25 protein-coding genes and 1 tRNA gene are annotated in these 16,840 nt (G+C 72.6%); 6 read left to right on the top strand and 20 right to left on the bottom strand.

Annotation, left to right across the window (positions count from 1 at the left end):
- Positions 1-46 precede the first annotated feature (46 nt).
- The 6 genes from G9272_RS44750 to G9272_RS16755 all read right to left on the bottom strand — a co-directional run bounded on the left by G9272_RS44750 (position 47) and on the right by G9272_RS16755 (position 2,664).
- Positions 47-487, bottom strand: coding sequence for a hypothetical protein (locus G9272_RS44750; protein WP_216377821.1), 441 nt, complete (start codon positions 485-487; stop codon positions 47-49).
- On the bottom strand, positions 484-1,005 hold the full coding sequence (locus G9272_RS16775) for a hypothetical protein (protein WP_171397331.1): 522 nt from the start codon (positions 1,003-1,005) through the stop codon (positions 484-486). The genes G9272_RS44750 and G9272_RS16775 overlap by 4 nt, the downstream gene beginning before the upstream one ends.
- Before the next feature lie 8 nt (positions 1,006-1,013).
- Positions 1,014-1,181 carry a hypothetical protein gene (locus G9272_RS16770; protein ID WP_171397330.1) on the bottom strand — a complete coding sequence of 56 codons (168 nt, stop codon included), beginning with the start codon at positions 1,179-1,181 and terminating at the stop codon, positions 1,014-1,016.
- A gap of 5 nt (positions 1,182-1,186) precedes the next feature.
- Positions 1,187-1,924 carry a helix-turn-helix domain-containing protein gene (locus G9272_RS16765; RefSeq protein WP_171397329.1) on the bottom strand — a complete coding sequence of 246 codons (738 nt, stop codon included), beginning with the start codon at positions 1,922-1,924 and terminating at the stop codon, positions 1,187-1,189.
- 157 nt (positions 1,925-2,081) lie between these two features.
- Positions 2,082-2,273, bottom strand: a complete 192-nt coding sequence (locus tag G9272_RS16760) for a hypothetical protein (RefSeq protein WP_171397328.1) — start codon at positions 2,271-2,273, stop codon at positions 2,082-2,084.
- A gap of 106 nt (positions 2,274-2,379) precedes the next feature.
- Positions 2,380-2,664, bottom strand: a complete 285-nt coding sequence (locus G9272_RS16755) for a hypothetical protein (protein WP_171397327.1) — start codon at positions 2,662-2,664, stop codon at positions 2,380-2,382.
- A gap of 163 nt (positions 2,665-2,827) precedes the next feature.
- Between G9272_RS16755 and G9272_RS16750 the strand changes: the two genes are divergently transcribed.
- Positions 2,828-3,121, top strand: a complete 294-nt coding sequence (locus G9272_RS16750) for a helix-turn-helix domain-containing protein (RefSeq protein WP_253267836.1) — start codon at positions 2,828-2,830, stop codon at positions 3,119-3,121.
- On the opposite strand, the gene G9272_RS16745 is transcribed toward G9272_RS16750, so the two are convergent.
- From G9272_RS16745 to G9272_RS16690, 12 genes are all read right to left on the bottom strand, one after another.
- Positions 3,122-3,850 (bottom strand): hypothetical protein, encoded by a 729-nt coding sequence (locus G9272_RS16745; protein ID WP_171397326.1) that lies wholly within the window; start codon positions 3,848-3,850, stop codon positions 3,122-3,124. It lies immediately after the preceding gene.
- Between the two features lie 23 nt (positions 3,851-3,873).
- Entirely contained in the window at positions 3,874-4,221 is a 348-nt protein-coding gene (locus tag G9272_RS16740; RefSeq protein WP_171397325.1) for a hypothetical protein, read from the bottom strand.
- Between the two features lie 97 nt (positions 4,222-4,318).
- Positions 4,319-4,525: a hypothetical protein gene (locus G9272_RS16735; RefSeq protein WP_253267835.1), complete on the bottom strand. Its 207-nt coding sequence runs from the start codon at positions 4,523-4,525 to the stop codon at positions 4,319-4,321.
- A 31-nt stretch (positions 4,526-4,556) separates the two neighbouring features.
- Positions 4,557-5,099 carry an Lsr2 family DNA-binding protein gene (locus G9272_RS16730; RefSeq protein ID WP_171397324.1) on the bottom strand — a complete coding sequence of 181 codons (543 nt, stop codon included), beginning with the start codon at positions 5,097-5,099 and terminating at the stop codon, positions 4,557-4,559.
- On the bottom strand, positions 5,096-5,407 hold the full coding sequence (locus tag G9272_RS16725) for a hypothetical protein (RefSeq protein WP_171397323.1): 312 nt from the start codon (positions 5,405-5,407) through the stop codon (positions 5,096-5,098). The genes G9272_RS16730 and G9272_RS16725 overlap by 4 nt, the downstream gene beginning before the upstream one ends.
- Positions 5,391-6,983 (bottom strand): hypothetical protein, encoded by a 1,593-nt coding sequence (locus tag G9272_RS16720; protein WP_171397322.1) that lies wholly within the window; start codon positions 6,981-6,983, stop codon positions 5,391-5,393. Before G9272_RS16720 ends, G9272_RS16725 begins: the two co-directional genes overlap by 17 nt.
- A gap of 17 nt (positions 6,984-7,000) precedes the next feature.
- Positions 7,001-7,519 (bottom strand): hypothetical protein, encoded by a 519-nt coding sequence (locus G9272_RS16715; protein ID WP_171397321.1) that lies wholly within the window; start codon positions 7,517-7,519, stop codon positions 7,001-7,003.
- A complete protein-coding gene (locus G9272_RS16710; protein ID WP_171394569.1) occupies positions 7,516-7,725 on the bottom strand; it encodes a hypothetical protein in 210 nt (69 codons plus the stop codon). The genes G9272_RS16715 and G9272_RS16710 overlap by 4 nt, the downstream gene beginning before the upstream one ends.
- Before the next feature lie 4 nt (positions 7,726-7,729).
- Positions 7,730-8,173, bottom strand: coding sequence for a hypothetical protein (locus G9272_RS16705; RefSeq protein ID WP_171397320.1), 444 nt, complete (start codon positions 8,171-8,173; stop codon positions 7,730-7,732).
- A complete protein-coding gene (locus G9272_RS16700) occupies positions 8,170-8,613 on the bottom strand; it encodes a hypothetical protein (RefSeq protein WP_171397319.1) in 444 nt (147 codons plus the stop codon). The genes G9272_RS16705 and G9272_RS16700 overlap by 4 nt, the downstream gene beginning before the upstream one ends.
- Positions 8,610-9,041 carry a hypothetical protein gene (locus G9272_RS16695; protein ID WP_171397318.1) on the bottom strand — a complete coding sequence of 144 codons (432 nt, stop codon included), beginning with the start codon at positions 9,039-9,041 and terminating at the stop codon, positions 8,610-8,612. Before G9272_RS16695 ends, G9272_RS16700 begins: the two co-directional genes overlap by 4 nt.
- Positions 9,042-9,133: 92 nt before the next feature.
- Complete coding sequence (locus G9272_RS16690) at positions 9,134-9,415, bottom strand: hypothetical protein (protein ID WP_253267834.1); 282 nt, start codon at positions 9,413-9,415, stop codon at positions 9,134-9,136.
- 535 nt (positions 9,416-9,950) lie between these two features.
- Here G9272_RS16690 and G9272_RS16685 point away from each other — a divergent pair.
- Both G9272_RS16685 and G9272_RS16680 read left to right on the top strand, forming a co-directional pair.
- The gene (locus G9272_RS16685) at positions 9,951-10,352 is read left to right on the top strand and encodes a hypothetical protein (RefSeq protein ID WP_171397317.1); all 402 of its coding nucleotides are present in this window, start codon (positions 9,951-9,953) and stop codon (positions 10,350-10,352) included.
- A gap of 150 nt (positions 10,353-10,502) precedes the next feature.
- Complete coding sequence (locus G9272_RS16680) at positions 10,503-10,733, top strand: hypothetical protein (RefSeq protein ID WP_171397316.1); 231 nt, start codon at positions 10,503-10,505, stop codon at positions 10,731-10,733.
- 14 nt (positions 10,734-10,747) lie between these two features.
- Here G9272_RS16680 and G9272_RS16675 read toward each other — a convergent pair whose 3' ends face one another.
- A complete protein-coding gene (locus G9272_RS16675) occupies positions 10,748-11,704 on the bottom strand; it encodes a tyrosine-type recombinase/integrase (RefSeq protein ID WP_171397315.1) in 957 nt (318 codons plus the stop codon).
- A 100-nt stretch (positions 11,705-11,804) separates the two neighbouring features.
- Positions 11,805-11,877, bottom strand: a tRNA-Arg gene (locus tag G9272_RS16670).
- A gap of 321 nt (positions 11,878-12,198) precedes the next feature.
- Between G9272_RS16670 and G9272_RS16665 the strand changes: the two genes are divergently transcribed.
- From G9272_RS16665 to G9272_RS16655, 3 genes are all read left to right on the top strand, one after another.
- Complete coding sequence (locus G9272_RS16665; protein WP_171397314.1) at positions 12,199-13,806, top strand: dynamin family protein; 1,608 nt, start codon at positions 12,199-12,201, stop codon at positions 13,804-13,806.
- 3 nt (positions 13,807-13,809) lie between these two features.
- Complete coding sequence (locus tag G9272_RS16660) at positions 13,810-15,990, top strand: YfjP family GTPase (RefSeq protein ID WP_171397313.1); 2,181 nt, start codon at positions 13,810-13,812, stop codon at positions 15,988-15,990.
- Positions 15,991-16,300: 310 nt separating this feature from the next.
- Entirely contained in the window at positions 16,301-16,789 is a 489-nt protein-coding gene (locus G9272_RS16655; protein WP_171397312.1) for a single-stranded DNA-binding protein, read from the top strand.
- Positions 16,790-16,840: the final 51 nt, after the last annotated feature.

Genomic DNA, 16,840 nt, shown 5'->3' with positions numbered 1-16,840 from the left:
GCGCCATGATCGCGCCGAGTGCAACTACGTACGGTGCGCGGCAGGCCTACGCGTGTGCCTCCTCGGCGAGCTGCTGGACGTGGACATGGGTGTGGTTCGGGCGGTCGGGCGGGCTGCTGGTGTAGATCAACATCCCCTTCTGGCCTCCGGAAGGGGTGACGCTGACGAGCGTGCGACCTGCGCACTTGCGGCAGGAGGGGCGCTCCTGCTGCGGTGGGGGAGTGGCGGACGTATCGGACATCTGCCAGGCGCCGATCACCCATGCGAGGGGCAGCACGTAGATGCCGCCGGGTACGCGCTCGAGTAGCTGGCCGTAGAACACGGCGGTGAGTGCGCACGCCACGGCGCGCCGCAGGGACACGGCGAGGCGGACCAGGCCGGACCGGTCGGCGTGGCTCTTGCCGGACAGCCACCGGCCCCAGGCCTCGAGCTGGAGCCAGGTGCCGAGGGACAGGCGGCGGCCCGCGGTGGCCGCGCGGCCCTTCACGCGATCCCTGCCACGTAGTCGCCCGCCCACGAGACGGTCGGGGCGACAATCAGGCCGATGGCGCCCGCGACGCTCTTGGCCAGGCCGAGGCTGATGCCGGCGCCGATGGGGCGGACGTAGTCCCAGCGCCATCCGCGCTTGGCGGCGACGGCCGCCAGGATGACGGTCGCGATCACGACGACGGAGTGCCCGCCGGGCGTGAGTCCGACGTACGAGGAGCGGGTGACGCCGGGACTGGTGCCGCCCACGCCCCAGATCAGGCCGACGTCGCCGATCTGGTTGGTGCCCCACAGGCTCCAGTCGGCCAGGCCGCCGATGATGCCGCCGGCGCACAGGATGAGCAGAGCGCCGTAGGAGAGGCAGGCGAGGGTCGGGGCGAGCTGGCGCAGTGCCTTGAGCGTGAAGTGCTTCTTGTGGCCTGCCCACCACTGGGCGACGTCCCAGCCGAGGAGGGACAGGCCGACGGTGACGCCTCCGAGAGTGACGTAGCCGTAGACGGGAATGTCGAGCGGGGTCATCCGGGGTCCTAGTGGAAGAGGGCGGCCACGTAGGCGGCGGCGAGGGCGAGCAGGAGGACGGTGCAGACGGCCGGGCCGAGGTAGAGGTGCCGGGCGCGGCGGGGCGCGATGGCGCGCAGGCCTGCCGCGCTGAGAAGGGCGGCCAGTGGCCAGAGGAAGACGGCTGTCTCAGGCATGTGTCTCACCCGACCGCTGCTGCGGAGGGCAGCGTCTCGGGGTCGTACATGGCGCCGCGGGCCGGGTCGACGAACGCGGGGAGGATCTTGCCGCGCGACTTCCAGGTGCGGACCGTTGAGACGGTGATCCCGTAGCGGTCGGCGACCTCCTCGGTGGTGAGGAAGCGGTGCGTCTCGCGGGTGTCCCGGTCGTCGTCCTGCGGCTCGGGGTCGCGACGGGCGAGCGGGAGCAGCCGGACGCCGGGTGGGACGGCGTCCCGCCAGTGCTGCACCGTGGGAAGAGGCTGCAACGCGGGGCGGGCGTCCTGCGTCTCGGCGGCCGGGGCGGGTGCGACGGTGGGTGTCTCGGTGCTGCGGGTGACGGGGGTGGCTGCGAGGTGCAGCAGGTGCCCGAAGACGAGCGGTGGGACGCACGAGACGGCGATGACGAGCTGCCACGGAGCGCGGGGCTCGGCGGAGAGCCAGCCGGTGACGAACGCGTGTGAGACGGGCTGGGCGGCCATTGCGGCGCCGAGTGAGACGACCGCGCCTGCTACCGCGGACCGCTTGCCGGGGCTTCCGGCGGGGCGGTTGGAGGCGACGGAGGCTGCGATGCCGGCGTAGGCGGCGAGGACGGCGGCCATGCCCCAGGCGAGACGGCCGTCCCACCCGGCGAGGACGGCCAGGTGGTGTTCGCCGGGTGCGCACATGACGAGGACGACGACCGCGACGACGGGGCGTCCCGCGTTGGTGAACCAGCGCACCCACCATGGGACGCGGTGAGACGCGGGGTGAGACGCGCGTCGCGGGCGCGGAGTGAGCCTGGCACGGAGGCGTTGCAGTCGGGTGTTCACGGGGCTCCTCGGAGCGGGTGGGCAGGCCCCCGCGCGGGGGTTCGCGGGGGCCTGCGTCTCGGGTGTGTCAGTTGGCGTACGGGCCGCGGCGCTGGCGCTCGTTGGCGCGGTCGGCGTCCTCCCAGGACTGAGCGGCGCGGCCGGCGGCGCGGGCCCCGGTGGTCTTGGACCGGAGGAAGCGGCCGACCGGGCCGGTGACCGTGGTCCCGGCGGCGGGGTAGGCGCGGGCGCTCTTCGCGCGGCCGCTGAAGAGGCCCATCAGCGGCCGCCGGTGTTCAGCAGGGCGACGGCCAGGCCGACGGCGGTGAGGACCAGGCCGAGGAGGGCGAGGAGGCGGGCGCCGGTACGGCGCGGGCGACGTCGGCTCACTGCTCGGCCGCCGGCTGCGCGATGGTGCGCAGGATCTCGGCGTACGCGGCGCGGGTGATCGGCTCGGTGATCTCCGGTGCGGCGCGGCTGAGGACCGGGTCCAGGGTCGTGGCCTGGATGGCGGCGGCGCGGCCGGTGGGGGTGAGCGGCTCGTCGGTGCGGTGGCGCTCGAGGCGGTCGGCGATCTCGCCGAGCATCGTGCGAACCAGAGCTTCAACTGTGCTGTGGCCGCGGCCGTAGCGGGGTGTGTGCGGTTGGGGCTGGTCGGTACGGTGGGCCATGGCCTGCCTTTTCGTCGTGGTTGAGGTGGGCCTGGCCCCGTCCCGGAGCGCCAACTCAGCGGGACGGGGCCGTTTTGCGTGGGCAGTGCGGACTGCTTCCCTCGAATGTATGGGACCCCATACACTCGTGGCAAGCGGCCCGCCCGAGGAGATGAGGCCGGGTGTGACCGAGGAGGCTCAGCGAGTGATCGACGCGATGGAAGCGGTAGAGGCGATCGCCGACCCGGAGGAGCGTGCCCGGGCCATCGGCGAGGTACTGGCCGACCAGGCGGAGCGGGCCCGGCGGTGGCGTGAGGACCGCAGGAAGACGGTCCTCGACCTCCGTGCGCAGCAACCGCCGGTGTCCTACCGGAAGATCGCGGCCCGGCTCGGCGTCTCGCTGCGGACGGTCCAGGACATCGAGGCTGGCTACTCAGGCTCGGGCAAGAACAGGCCGCGCAAGGACCCGGACACCTGATCACGCCGGGGCGGTCAGCTTGCTGCCGCCCCACACGTGCCCGCAGGTTCCGCAGCGCGCCACGGGTACCGCGCCGGCGCCTCCGTACATGGCGAGACGTCCACCGCACAGCGGGCACGGCCGGGCCAGGTATGCGCGGCCCTCGCCGAGGTCGAGAGCAGCCTCGACCATGCGGGCCGCCTGCCGGGCGACGGCGGAGACCTGGTCCAGCTGCCGTACGTCCAGCGGCCGGAACGGGCCCGGCGCGCCCTGCACCCTGGCCAGCAGCCACAGAGCCGCGTACGGCGCGTCCGGCCGCGTCTTGGTCCAGGACCAGCGGCGCGGGTCCCGGCGGTCCCGCATGATCTCCAGCTCGCGCCGCTGTCGCGCGGTGAGCGGGTAGCCCTTAGGCAGCTGGCCGATGACGTGGCGCTGCACGGCGGCCGCGACCTGGTCGGCGCACTCGACCAGGTCGCCCTGCACGGTGGTCATCGTCTCGTGCACGGTCAGCCGGATTGGGATCGGCCGCTCGCCGATCTGGCCCGGGTCCCGCTCGAGGGCCCGCAGCTCCGCAGAACGCTGGCGCTCAGTGGCCAGCTGCTCGGCGTCGCGCTGCTCGAGGTCCCGGACGAAGTCGCTCATGCGCCCGGCCGGCGGCCACGTCGGTGCGCTCTTCGCGCCTAGGGCCTCTGTGAGGTCGGGCCAGTGGCGGATGACGGTGAACAGGTTGCCGGTGGCGGTGGTGGGCATGGTGCGCTCCGGTACTCGGTGGGTCAGTGGTCGTCGAGGTGCGCGACGATCGCCAGGAACTGCTGGGTGGTGAGGTCGCCGGTGCAGCGGGGGCTGTGTGCCTCGCCTTTCGAGGCCTCGGCGAGCAGGCAGCAGGGCCACAGCGGCCCGGGGTTCTCGCCGACGGCCTGGCGGCGCGCCCAGTCGTGCTCGCGTACCTCCCGCCGGTGGGCTCGGTCGGCGCGCAGCGCGGCCTCGGTGAGGACCAGCACGCCGAAGCCGAGGACCAGGGCGTACGGGTAGAGGTGGCGCAGGCCGCCGACGATGGCGGCGGCCGCCAGGACGACGGCGCCGAGGAACGCGACGTTGCGCTGGCGGCTGTGCCTGGTCATGCGCCGTCACCTCTTTCGTAGAACAGGGCGAGGGCGAGGGCCCCTATGACGGCGAGGAACGCGAGCGTCGGCAGCGCTGCGCCGACGATGCGGGCCATCACCGGCCGACCCGGATGACGCCCAGCGGGGTACGGGCGGCCAGCTCCTGGTGCAGCTGGCGCAGCCGCAGCAGGGCCCGCCCGTCGCGGAGTGTGAGCCGCACGCGGGTGGCCTGCGGCAGGGCGAACCAGCAGGTACGGCACAGGTACTGACGAGGCGATCGGCGGCCGGGGCAACCGGGGCAGTTCAGTTCGCGCATGGGCATAGCGACTCCTGAGTCTCGAGGGGGTTGTCCGTCACTGCTCGCGGGCGCGCCATGCGTCGACCACGGCCTTGGGCACCCGCCCGGTAGGCGAGCAGGGCATGCCGGCCTCGGCCGCCCAGGCGCGTACCTCGGCCGCCGGGTAGTCGACGGGCGTCCGTGCCTTCTTCTGCTTGGCGGGCGCCAGCTCGGCCTCGCGGGCGCGGATTTCGGCCAGGCGCTGCTCGAGCCGCTCGGCCTCGGTGCCGATCTCAGTCAGCTCCTTGTCCGTGTCGTACCGGCGGCGCAGGCCTGCGAGGGCGAGGCGGGCGCGGCTGGACTGGTCGCGGATCTCCTCGTCGGTGTGGTTGTCGGCCCAGGCGAGGAGCTGGCCGACGGAGGGGGGCTGGGGTTGGGCCGGTCCGGCAGCGCGGGGTACGGCAGTGAGGGCCGCGGCGGTCTGGTGCTGAGTGGCGGGTGCGGTGGTCATGGGGCTGGTCCTCTCGCTGAGCAGGTGCAGGCGGTTGTTGCGGGCGGCGTCCGGGCCGCCCTCGCGGTCGATCTCGTCGAGCAGGCTGAGCAGCGCCCGCACGGTCATCGCTGGTAGCGCCAGGCGCCGGGGCGTACGACCGGGCGCCTGGCCCTCGAGGCGGCCCGCGGCCGCGGGCGGGCGCAGGTCGCCACGTGGGGCATGGCCTGCCACTCGCCGCCCTCGAGCCGCGAGCGCTCACCGGACAGCACACGGACCTTGAGCGTTCCGGTGCCGTCGACCAGGGCGCCGAGGTTGCCGGCGGGGTCGGGGTCGGCGTTGACGGCCTGGCGGCGGCCGCGCACGGTGATGGCCCAGCGGATCCGGGCTTGGCAGTCGTCGCACAGGACGACGGTGTGGTCACTGAGACTCGGCATGTGTCCTCCGGTCGCTACCGGTCTGGTCGGGGTCGAGGCGGCCGTCCAGGAGCGGGAGCGTCCGCAGATGGCCGTACAGGTGAAGGGCGACGACCGGGCCGTGCACGGCCATCACCGCGCGGATCTCGTCGTCGGGGGCCTGCTCGCGCTCGCGGTACGTCAACTTGCGCGGGAGCTGGTGCGCGCTCTGCTGCTCCTGGTCCCGCTCGGCGGTCTGGCGCAGGCGCTGCTGTCGCCGCTCCTCGAGGAGCCGGGCGCTCTCGGCGAGTTCGGCGTCCCGGGCGGCGCGGGCCTGGTCGACCTGGCGGGTGAGCGCGCACGTCTCGCAGTCCGTGCCGGTGTCCCACATGACGCCTGTCTCGCAGCGCGGGTCTCCGCAGCCGTGGCGTACGAGGGCCGCGCCGAGCATCCAGCGGCCGAAGTCACGGACCGCCTTGCTGCTGGCGTAGCGGCGGGTGAGCCGGTCGTGCAGGCGCTCCTCGCTGCCTCCGTAGGCGTCGAGCTGGGCGCCGATCTCGCGGGCGATCCGGCGCATCACGTACGGGCTCAGCGCGGCGACCTCGTGGCGTACGGGCTCCAGCACCCGCCAGATACGGGGGGACAGTTGCAGGGCGGGACTGGTGTACGCGGCGCGGCCGGCGGCCGGGCTCGAGGACAGCGTCTCGTCATCCGTGCGCAGCACGAGACCACCAGAGCCGAACGTGGGCGACACGGAGTTATCCACAGGTCCCGCGACCCACTTACGGTCACCTCGCCTACGGCGGTTACCCCCACCCAGCTGCGTCTTAAGACGTCGGTCAGTAGTGAGGTCTTCCTTAGACGCGAGGGATCCGTCATGATCGCCCGCACCCGATCCGTCATGGATGACCGGAGTCGCCGGGGCCTGCTCGGCGGCCGGGACGGCGTGCAGCGGGCTGCGGTGCGTCTCGTACGCGTGGCGGCCCTGCTCGCCCTCGCGGCGGTGCAGCGTGAGCCAGCCGGTTGCGGCCAGCTCGTCGACCAGGCGGCGGGCCTGCCGCTCGCCGAGGGACTCGCCGGTCTGCTTGCCGGTGTGGTGGTGGAGCATCGCGCCCAGCTCGGCCGCGGTCACCGGGATCCGGCGGGCCGTGGCGTAGGCGAGCAGGGCATACACGCGCAGCAGGCGCGGGGTGAGGGCCTCGGCCGCGCGCACGGGCACGCGCACCCACAGTTCGCCGTCGGCGAGCGGGCGCACGGTGCGGTGTGCGGACTGGCCCCGGCCGCCGGGCAGGGTGCGCCGGGTGGTCGGTACCTCCGTGAGGCCCTCGAGGGGGTCGGGCTGGGCGAGCTGGCGCAGGCCGCGCTCGACCGCACTCTTGGACATGCCGAGGTACTCGGCGAGCACGGACACTTTGGCGGTGCAGCCCTCCGGGCGGAGGGCGAGCGCTGCGATCTTGACGTAGACGGCCAGGGCCGCATCGCTGTACTGGACGCCTACGACCAGGCGCAGGGGCACACGAATGGAATGTCCGCCGTCGCGCGGGCGCACCACGGCGGCCGCGCGCGGCGGCTGCGGGTGCGGTGCAGCCTCGGAGGCTGCGAGCGCGACGGCGGACATGTCGGTTGGTTCTCCGGTCAGTTGGCGCGGCAGCTGTGCAGGACGCGGACGGTCTCGAGGACCGCGCCGGGGATGACGAGGTCGAACGCCTCGCCGCGGCGCAGCTGCTTCACGACGAGCCAGCCGCGGGTGTGCAGGACCTGCACGGCGACCAGGACCTGAGGGACGGACAGGCCGGTGGTGTCGGCGAGGGCCTGGGCGGGCGGCTGGTCCGCGACGTCGATCCGGCCCGTGCGGTGGTGGGCCCGCCAGAGCAGGTCATGCCCGACCAGCCGGGCAGGCGCCGGCATGCCGCTCACGGTCAACCCGAGCCGGTAGAAGGGGCGGAAGTGCTCGTGCCTCTCCAGCTGGCCGGGCGCGATCGACTCCTCGACAGTGAGGACGCGAGCGACGTATGCCGTGCGGCGGCGCGGCAGCGGATCGGCCGGCCTGGCCTTGGCCCGGCGCGCAGGCTTCGCGGTCGGCGCGGCCTGCGCGGTCTGCGGAGCGTGGCGGCGGGCGAGATCGGCAGGGCTCGGGCGGCGGGCAGTGGTCATGTCGGGTCCTCGTGCTCGGTGTTCGGGTCGTCGGCCGGGGGCTGGCGGTGGACGGGCCACCCCGGGCCGGGCGGGGGCTCGGGGAGGCCGCGCTGCGCGTTCGGGGTGTGGCGGGCGCACCACCAGCCGGACGGGTACAGCCGCGCGTACGTCAGCGCGTGCAGGTCGACGCGCTGCCACTCGCAGGCCGGTGGCTTGCCTGCCACTCGGTCAGTGCTCCTCGGAGGCCCAGGCGTCGACCGCGACGCGGACCGCGTCGGCCTCGTGCCAGTACGGGGCGTGTCCGTCGGGAAGCGGCGTACCGGCGAGGAGGGCCCGGGCGGTGGCGGCGACCGCGGCCGGGTCGGACCAGCGGCCCAGGCGCTCGAGGAACTCCGGTTCGGTGTTGCCACCCTCGGCGCGCGGGCGGGCGTACTGCCACTGCTCGGCGGGGTGGTCCCAGAGCAGCAGCAGGCCGCCGGAGTCGTCGTCCGTCTCGTCGTCCCAGGTGATGACCGCGTTCAGCATCGTGGTGCAGCCAGCGTCGGGCCCGGCCTCGTACGGGTCGGTCTCGGCGTCGGACGTCCAGACGTCGTCAGGCTCCAGGCCCGCGGCGGTGAGCGCGCCCAGGACGGCGACGATGTAGGGGTCGTGCGGGAGGGTGCGGGCGGTCATGACGCTCCGATCGGACGGGTGTTGGGCAGGGCGGTGAGGGCGTCGGCCCATGCGGCGGCGTCGCGGTCGGCCTGGTCGGTGTGGCGCTGCCACAGGCCGACCAGGCCGTCGACGGAGCGGGCCAGCGGAGCGCGGCCGATACGCCGGCCGCACTGGCAGACGCCGACCAGGTCGAGGCCGTCGGCCTCGAGGACCAGGGCGTGAGCAGTGGACGGCGCCCCGGCGGGGGTGTCCTTCTCCTCGCGCTCGGCCCGGGTGAGGCCGGCGTCGATGGCCTCGGCGAGCAGCTCGGGCGTGGCCGTCCAGGTCGGATCCGTGGTGCCGTACCCGAGCAGCTGCACGACCTGGCCGCGCAACTCGCAGGCGAGCAGCTGCCGCACGGGCCGCTCGCCGCGCAGGACGCGGGCGATGACCGCGACGCGCGACGTCGAGCGGGTCATGGCCGGGCGAGGGCGCTGGCGGCGAGGGGCACGGGCTGCGCGGCGGGCGCGGCCGGGGTGGGCGGCGTCTGCTGCATCAGCTCGTCGGCGTGGGCCTTGGTGAGCAGGGCGCGGGCGACGACCGGGACGCCGTCGATGACCGTGCGGCACTCGATCCAGTCGCCGGTGCAGCTGGCGGCCTCGTCGCGGACGGCGTCGCCGTCGGCGGTGCTGGCGATGTCGAGGACGGCGCGGCCGGCCTCGAGGCCCGGGCCGAAGTGCAGCCGCACGATGTACGGGCCGCCAAAGGTGGCGACGTCCACGGACATCGGCAGGACGCGGGAGCGGTCGACGAGCCGGGCGGCGAGCGCCGTGGCACGGTCGTACGAGGCGCGGGCGTCGGCCTGCATGGTGGTCGGGGTGGGCGTGGTGGCCTTAGCCTGGTCCACGTGAACCTCATTTCTCAGTGGTGAGGTTGGCGTCGTGCGAGGGCCGTTCGGACCGGGCAGGGTCTGACGGCCCTTCGGCGTTCAGGGGCGGATCAGGCGGCGGGCTGCGCCGCCTGCTTCCTCACACGACGGGCCTTTGCCGAGGCGAGCGCCATTGCCGCGTAGTGCGCCTTTTTGAGGTGCTCGGCGACGCGGGCGATCTGCTCGGGCGTCGCGCCCGGGTGGAGCTCGCGGGCCTTGGCCTCAAACCGGGCGGCCCGAGCGGCACGCGCCTTGGCCGTGCGGCTCTTCGGGTCGAGCGTGTTCGCCCAGCTCTTGTGCACGGCGAGACGGGCCCGGAGCGATCGCTCCTGCGGGTTCATATCCGTCGGCACGGGAGGCCTCCTTGCGTGTGAGGGGGTCAGTGTCCATGTCCATGGACATGGACACCGGATGAAAGAGAGCGCGCGGGGGGAGGTTGTAGGCGTGCGCTACCCGCCGCGCCTCGGCGGAGCTGACGGTTGGCCGAGTCTCGTGGACAAGCGCGTCCACCTTGCTCTTGCTCAGTCCGACAGCATCGGCCAGTTCGCGGGTGCTTCCCGGTTCCTCCGCCGAGTGGTCGTCCATCAGACGTCTCAGCAGGTCACCGGAGTGCAGTCGGTAGCGGTAGTCCACGGTTCTCCGTTCGCGTCCACGTTTCTGGACACGAGGAGCATGGCACCTAGTACAGAGCTTGTCCAGCTTTCTGGACAAGGGGTGTCCACGCTTTCGGCAAGGAGTCGGCCAAAGACGCGGGGACCGGTGGCGCCGTCTGTCCACGGTCGTGGACAATGACTGTCCACACGCTGAGGGTTGCCTAACGCCCCTCAGGCTGGGACGTTCCGCTGACACCACAGTGACAACGTGGACAGTTGGTAAGGGAGAGGGCGAATGCCGGATCATGAGGATGCGCTCACGCGCCTGGTGCAGGAGCACGTAGGCCGGGGACGCCGCATGACGTTCCGCGCCTTCGAAGAGCAGGCCGTCGACCCCGTCACCGGCCGCCGTATCAGCAAGTCCACCGCCGAGAACGTCGCCCGGGGCCACCAGATCAAGGTCACCCCGGAAGTCCTGCGCGCCATCGCCGCCGGCATCGGTGTGGATCTCGGCCGCGTTCGGGTGGCGGCCATCCAGCAGTACATCGGGATCGAGGTGACTGACCCGTTCAGCACCGAGGCGGGCGACGACGACGTTGTGGTGCGCGTCGCCCATGAAGTCGGCGCAACGCCACAGGAGTTGGAGTCCGCAAGGCGGGTTCTGGACAACCCCGAGGGTGAACCTGACTCGCAGTAATCGCTCCTGGCCTGCTGCTTTCCATGCAACACATGGTTTAACTTCAGCCAATCAGGTGACTGTCTGATTGCACTTGTGGCGCGTACAGTGATCGAACCTCGTGCAGGTCGAACGTACGTGCGAACGGCGCTGCCCTCGTACGTACGTGGAATGGGGGTCGAGTTGGAAGTACCGCAGGTGCACGTCTACGCGGCGGATCTCGGGGGCAGGTCTCCCGCCGCGTTGAAGGACAGCCGCACCGAGTTCCGACTGGCGATCGATTTCAGCCGCCCGCCGGATGAGGTCGCCGCCAGCCTCACCCAGCTGTTCCAGGAGAGCGTCGACACCCGGCGCTGGACGCGACGGCAGGGTCCCGACGACGACGGAGAGGCGGGGCACTAGCTCCGCCCTACGCGTCACTTCAGGCGATCGCCAGGGCTCAGGTCCCGGTGTTGCTGCCGCGCCCGTTCCTCGCCTGCGGACGCGCCGTACCGCGACAGCATCTGCCGGGACCGCCACCCCATGATCCGCATCAACGCATCCTCGTTCCCCCCGTTCACCTTCCATAGGTGCGCGAACGTGTGCCGGAACTGATGCGGGTGGATGTGCGGGATGCCGGCCTCCTTGCATCGGTTCTCGATCATCGTCCCGACGCCCCACACGGTCATGGCCTCACGGCGCTTCACGCTGAACCACAGCGGGTCACCCGGCAGCAGCTCGCGCTCCAGGTACTTGCCAGCTGCCCTCAGGTACCGGTCCATCGCCACGGCCGTAGCCCGACCGAACGGCAGTGGACGCTCGCGGCCGCCCTTGCCCTGCACGTGCAGGACCATCAGGTCCAGGTCCAGTGCGACTTGCATGCGCTCCGTGACCTCGGCCAAACGGCCCCCCGTGTCGAGGAACATCATCAGCAGCGCGGTATCCCGACGCTGCTTGTACGCCGTCCCCTTGCAGACGCCCAGCAGCTTCTTCAGCGCGTCGTCCGGGATGATCGGCACCTCGACCTCGGGCAGGGCCGGGGCCTTCATCGTGCGCATGGGGGAGCGATCCATCTCCTCCTCGTCGACGAGCCAGTTGAAGAACGTCTTCAGGCTGCGGAAGTGCTGGTGTGCGTTGCCGGGGGACGTCCGCTCCCTGAGGCGCGTGAGGTGTACCTCGAGGTGCTCGCGGTGGATGCCGTGCGCGCCCTCGAGCTGGGTCGGCGCCGGCCGCGCGTCACCGTCCTCCGGTTCGTAGCTGAGGAGGAACTCGCGGAGGTCGCCCGCGGCGCGGGCGTAGATCCGCTGAGTGTTGGCCGAGAGGTTGCGGGCGCGCAGGGAGCGGGCCCAGGAAGAGGCGAGAGGGCCGAGGTCGTACGCGGTGCGATCGCTCATCCCGGAACGGTAACCAGGTGAAGGCGCTTGGTCTATATGCACTGTACGAACTGGACATGAAAAAGCCCTCGACCCGTTTGCGCTGGTCAGAGGGTGATTGCGCCCCCGGCAGGACTCGAACCTGCGGCCAAGCGCTTAGAAGGCGCCTGCTCTATCCACTGAGCTACGGGGGCCGGGTGTGGTGGCCTCGTACGTGCTGCCCGGGTGTGGGCTGATCCGTGACGTTGCCGGGGACAAGGATAGGGCTCCCGGTTCCTTGTCCCGGTTGCTTCGCCTCCGTGGCTCAATGTGGAGGTTCAGTGAAGCGGTCCTGATAATCGCAGGCAGGTGCGAATCGTGCATCGCTTTTCGCGTCCCGGGCCACGGGTGTTGTGCACTCGTTATGCCTGCGCTGTGCCTCTGTCCCAGTCGTACCTTCCGTCCCTTGTGTCCTATCGGCGCGCAGACATGCCTATATGCTTCATAAATCCCCTAAAATTGGGCATTCTTCGCATGTGGTGACCTTGGACGTACGGCCTCAGCTGCTCGACGCACTTTCCGCCCTGCGCGACCGTGTCGCCGCCGCACGCTTCCCGCTTCCCCTGGCGGGGGCCCCACGCGCGCGTGCCAACCGCGACGAACTGCTCGCCCAGCTCGACGACTACCTGGTGCCCCGGCTCAAGCAGCCCGACGCGCCGATGCTGGTCGTCGTGGGCGGCTCCACCGGCGCCGGCAAGTCGACTCTCGTCAACTCCCTGGTGGGCCAGCGCGTCAGCGAAGCGGGCGTGTTGCGACCGACGACACGGACTCCGGTGCTCGTGTGCCATCCGGAGGACCATCACTGGTTCAGCGGCATGCGGGTGCTGCCGCGACTCACGCGCGTGTGGGCGCCCCATCAGGAGTCCGCGGACGACCTGCTGCTGCCCGGCGAGGACGGCAGACACGTGCTGCGGATCGAGACCGCAGACACCCTTCCGCCGGGCCTCGCCCTCCTGGACGCACCCGACATCGACTCCCTCGTGGCCGAAAACCGCGTGCTCGCCGCCGAACTGATCTGCGCCGCCGACATCTGGGTGATGGTCACGACCGCCGCCCGATACGCCGACGCCGTGCCCTGGCACCTGCTCCGCACCGCCAAGGAGTACGACGCCATGCTCGTGACGGTCCTCGACCGCGTACCCCACCAGGTCGTCTCCGAGGTGTCCCGGCAGTACGGCGCGCTGCTCACCAAGGCCGGGCTGGGCGACGTACCGCGCTTCACGGTGCCCGAACTGCCCGAGTCCGCCTGGGGCGGCGGGCTCCTCCCGGCCACCGCCGTGGCGCCGCTGCGGAACTGGCTCGTCCACCACGTCCAGGACCCCGGCTCCCGCCGCCACGCACTGGCCCGCACGGCCCAGGGCGTCCTCGACTCCCTCAAGGCCCGGATGCCCGAACTGGCGGGCGCCGCCGCCTCGCAGCACGCCGCCGCGCTGCGCCTCACCTCGGCCGTCGACACGGCGTACGACACCGAGTACACGCGCGTGCGGGGCCGTCTACAGAGCGGCGCCGTGCTCGCCGGTGACGCGCTCAAACGCTGGCGGGCCTTCCCACTGGACTGCACCGCCGGTGAACTCCTCGACGCCCTGGTGGAGAGCCTCGGCACCCTCCTGCTGTGCGCCGTCACCGCCGCCGACGAGCGCGTCGACGACGCCTGGCGGCGCGAACCGGCTTCGGACGCACCTGAGCTGACGGACCGGGAGGCCTCGCCGGAGAGCACCGAGCACCGGATCGGCCTGGCCGTACGACGGTGGCGGCGCGAGCTCGAGGAGTACGCCGAGGACGAGGTCCGCGGCCTCGAACGCGGTGTCGCGCCCGATCCGGAGTCGGTCGCCGCCCTCGTCGCCACCGCCCTGCTGGGCGGCCGCAGGGCACGCTCGGCCGGTGAGGGGCTCGCCGAGCGGATCGGCGCCCACGGGGCGCTGCGGCTGCGCGACCGTGCCGGCCGGCTGCTCACCGAACACCTCGACCGCGTGCTGCACACCGAACGTGAGCGGCGCCTCGAGCCCCTCGAGGGGCTCGAAGTCCACCCCGAACCCCAGGCCGAACTCATCGCCGCGCTGTCCGTACTTCAGAAGGAGAGGTGACCGGTGACCGCCGTCACTGACCAGGACCACACGGACAACGACCAGACCGACAACGATCAGATCGCCAACGACCAGATCGACAACGACAGCAGGGACAGCAGGGACAGCAGGGACGGTAGGGACAGCAGGGATTCGGAGCGGACGGAGAACAGCGGCCCGGGGTCGGGGGAGAACCCGGAAGCCGGGGAACAGGCGCAGGCGCAAGGGCAGGGCCGCGCGGACGCGGAGGACGGCCGTACGGCGAAGAAGCCCGCGAAGGCGCCCGCGAAGGAACCCCACGCGCAGGAGGAGGCCGTCCACGCGCGCGTACCCGACGCCGACGGGGTCACCGCCCCTCGTACGGCCCCCGGCACAGGCCCACACGCGCCCTCCCGCAGGGAACCCCATTCGGAACTCCGTTCGGAAACCGGTACGGAACCCGGTATGGACTTGGGTGCGGACTTGGGTGCGGACCCGGGTGCGGACTCCGCCGGGGCCTGGGACGACGGGCTCATCGCCCGCCGTGTGAGCGAGGCCTCCGCCGCCGAGCAGGCCGCCGTCATGGAGACCCGGGTCGGTGGAGGCGACGGGAACGCCCTGCCCTCGACCCCGCTCACGTACGACGCGCCCCTGCGGTCCCGGCTCGACGCGCTGCGGGAACTCGTGGGGCTCTCCCGCACCCGGCTCGACAGCCGGACGCTCGCCGAGGCCGGCCGGGTGCTCGACGAGGCGGCGGCCCGGCGCAGGCTCTCCGGTCAGCACACCGTCGTCGCCATCGCGGGCGCCACCGGCAGCGGCAAGTCGCAGCTGTTCAACGCCCTCGCCGGAGTGAACATCTCGGAGACGGGCGTACGCCGTCCGACCACCTCCGCACCCATCTCGTGCAGTTGGAGCGACGGCGCGTCGACCCTCATCGACCGGCTGGGCATCCCGGGCCGACTGCGCCGGCGGCCGGTGCAGAGTCAGGACGCGGAGGCGCAGTTGCGCGGGCTCGTCCTGATCGACCTGCCCGACCACGACTCGGCGGCTGTGCAGCACCGGCAGCAGGTCGACCGCGTTCTGGCGCTCGTCGACGCCGTCATCTGGGTCGTCGACCCCGAGAAGTACGCCGACGCCATCCTCCACGAGCGCTATCTGCGGCCCATGGCGGGCCACGCGGAGGTCATGTTCGTCGTCCTCAACCAGGTCGACCGGCTGCCGGGCGAGGCCGCCGAGCTGGTCCTGGACGACCTGCGACGCCTGCTCGACGAGGACGGCGTCGCCCTCGGCGAGTACGGCGAACCGGGCGCGACCGTGCTCGCCCTGTCCGCGCTCACCGGCGACGGCATCGGGGAACTGCGCGAAGTGCTCGGCCAGTTCGTCACGGAGCGCGGCGCCGCGGCGCGGCGGATCGCCGCCGACGTGGACGCCGCCGCGTGGCGGCTGCGGTCCGTCTATGCCACCGGGCGGCGCACCGGGCTCAGCGAGGAGGCGCGGGACGAGTTCGCGGACCGTCTGGCGGACGCCGTGGGCGCCACCGCCGCGGGCGAGGCCGCCGAACGCGCCTGGCTGCGCAACGCGGGCAGGGCGTGCGGGACGCCGTGGCTGCGGCTGTGGCGGTGGCAACAGGACCGGCGCGACCCTCCCACCGGACGGCTGCCGGTCCGCGCCCAGGCCGACGAGGAGGCCACGGCACGGCAACGCGTCGAACAGGCGGTGCGCACGGTGTCCGAGCGGGCCTCGGCGGGGCTGCCCACTCCGTGGGCGCAGGCCGTGCGGGAGGCGGCCGTACGCGGTGCCCAGGGGCTGCCCGAGGCGCTGGACCAGTTGGCGGCGCGGGCCGGCCTGCCGCCGGGCCGGCCGCCGCGGCCGGGCTGGTGGCCGGTGGCCGTGTTGGCACAGGCGTCCATGACCCTGCTCCAGGTGGTCGGCGGGCTGTGGCTGCTCGGACAGATCGTCGGGGTGATGGCGCCGAACCTCGGGGTTCCGGTGCTGCTGATGGTGACGGGCATCATCGGCGGCCCGCTCGTCGAGTGGAGCTGCCGACTGGCGGCACGGGGACCGGCCCGGCGGTACGGGCAGGACGCGGAGCGCCGGTTGCGGGAGGCGGCGGCCGGGTGCGGCCGGGCCCGCGTACTGGATCCCGTCGCCGCGGAACTGCTGCGGTACCGGGAGGTCCGGGAGCAGTACGGGCGGGTCACGGGGGTGGGGGCCGCCGCGCGGTGAGGCGCTGTGGGTGATCTACGAGGAGTGAATTACGAGGAGTGATCCACATGGGGTGATCCACAGGGAGAGGGGCGTGGATCACTCGTCCGGGTGGTGGAGTTTTCCACAGGCGGTGGGTGGTCCACAGCGCTCGGCGGGCTCGGTCCGACGGAGGCAGTCTGGCTTCGCGGTGATCGCGACGGATGCGGTCGCCGTGAGGGCGGTGACGGTACGCGGTGAAGGCCGCGGTCGTCACGGCGGACGCAGCCGTGCGGGACGGGCCCGTACGTGTATCCGGGCGGGTCGACCGTCCGGCGAGGAGGGGTTCACGATGAACGAGACGATGGTCTGCGCGGTCGGCAACGTGGCGACGCAGCCGGTCTACCGGGACCTGGCGGCGGGCGCGTCGGCGAGGTTCCGGCTGGCGGTGACCTCGCGCTACTGGGACCGCGAGAAGGGCACCTGGACCGACGGGCACACCAACTTCTTCACGGTGTGGGCCAACCGGCAACTGGCCACCAACGCGGCGGCCTCGCTGAACGTCGGCGACCCGGTGATGGTGCAGGGCAGGCTGAGGGTGCGTACGGAGTCGCGCGAGGGACAGCAGAGCTGGACGTCGGCGGACATCGACGCTGTGGCGATCGGCCATGACATCTCGCGGGGCACCTCCGCCTTCCGGCGCTCGGGCCGACCCGAGCCGATGGCCGTCGGCGCACCGGCGCGCCCCGAGCCCAACTGGGAGACGCCGGCCGCCGATGCCGCCGAGCCGGAGCCCGACACCCCGCAGAGCCGGCGTCGCGAGCCGGTGGCGGTGACGTGAGCTGAGGGGCAGGACGGGGAGGCGTGGTGCGGTGCGGGCGGTGCGAGGCGC

The sequence above is a fragment of the Streptomyces asoensis genome, from assembly GCF_013085465.1.
In the GTDB taxonomy this organism is placed as follows: domain Bacteria; phylum Actinomycetota; class Actinomycetes; order Streptomycetales; family Streptomycetaceae; genus Streptomyces; species Streptomyces cacaoi_A.
Note: the sequence above shows the minus strand (reverse complement) of the source record. Positions and strands in the feature narration are given on the sequence as shown.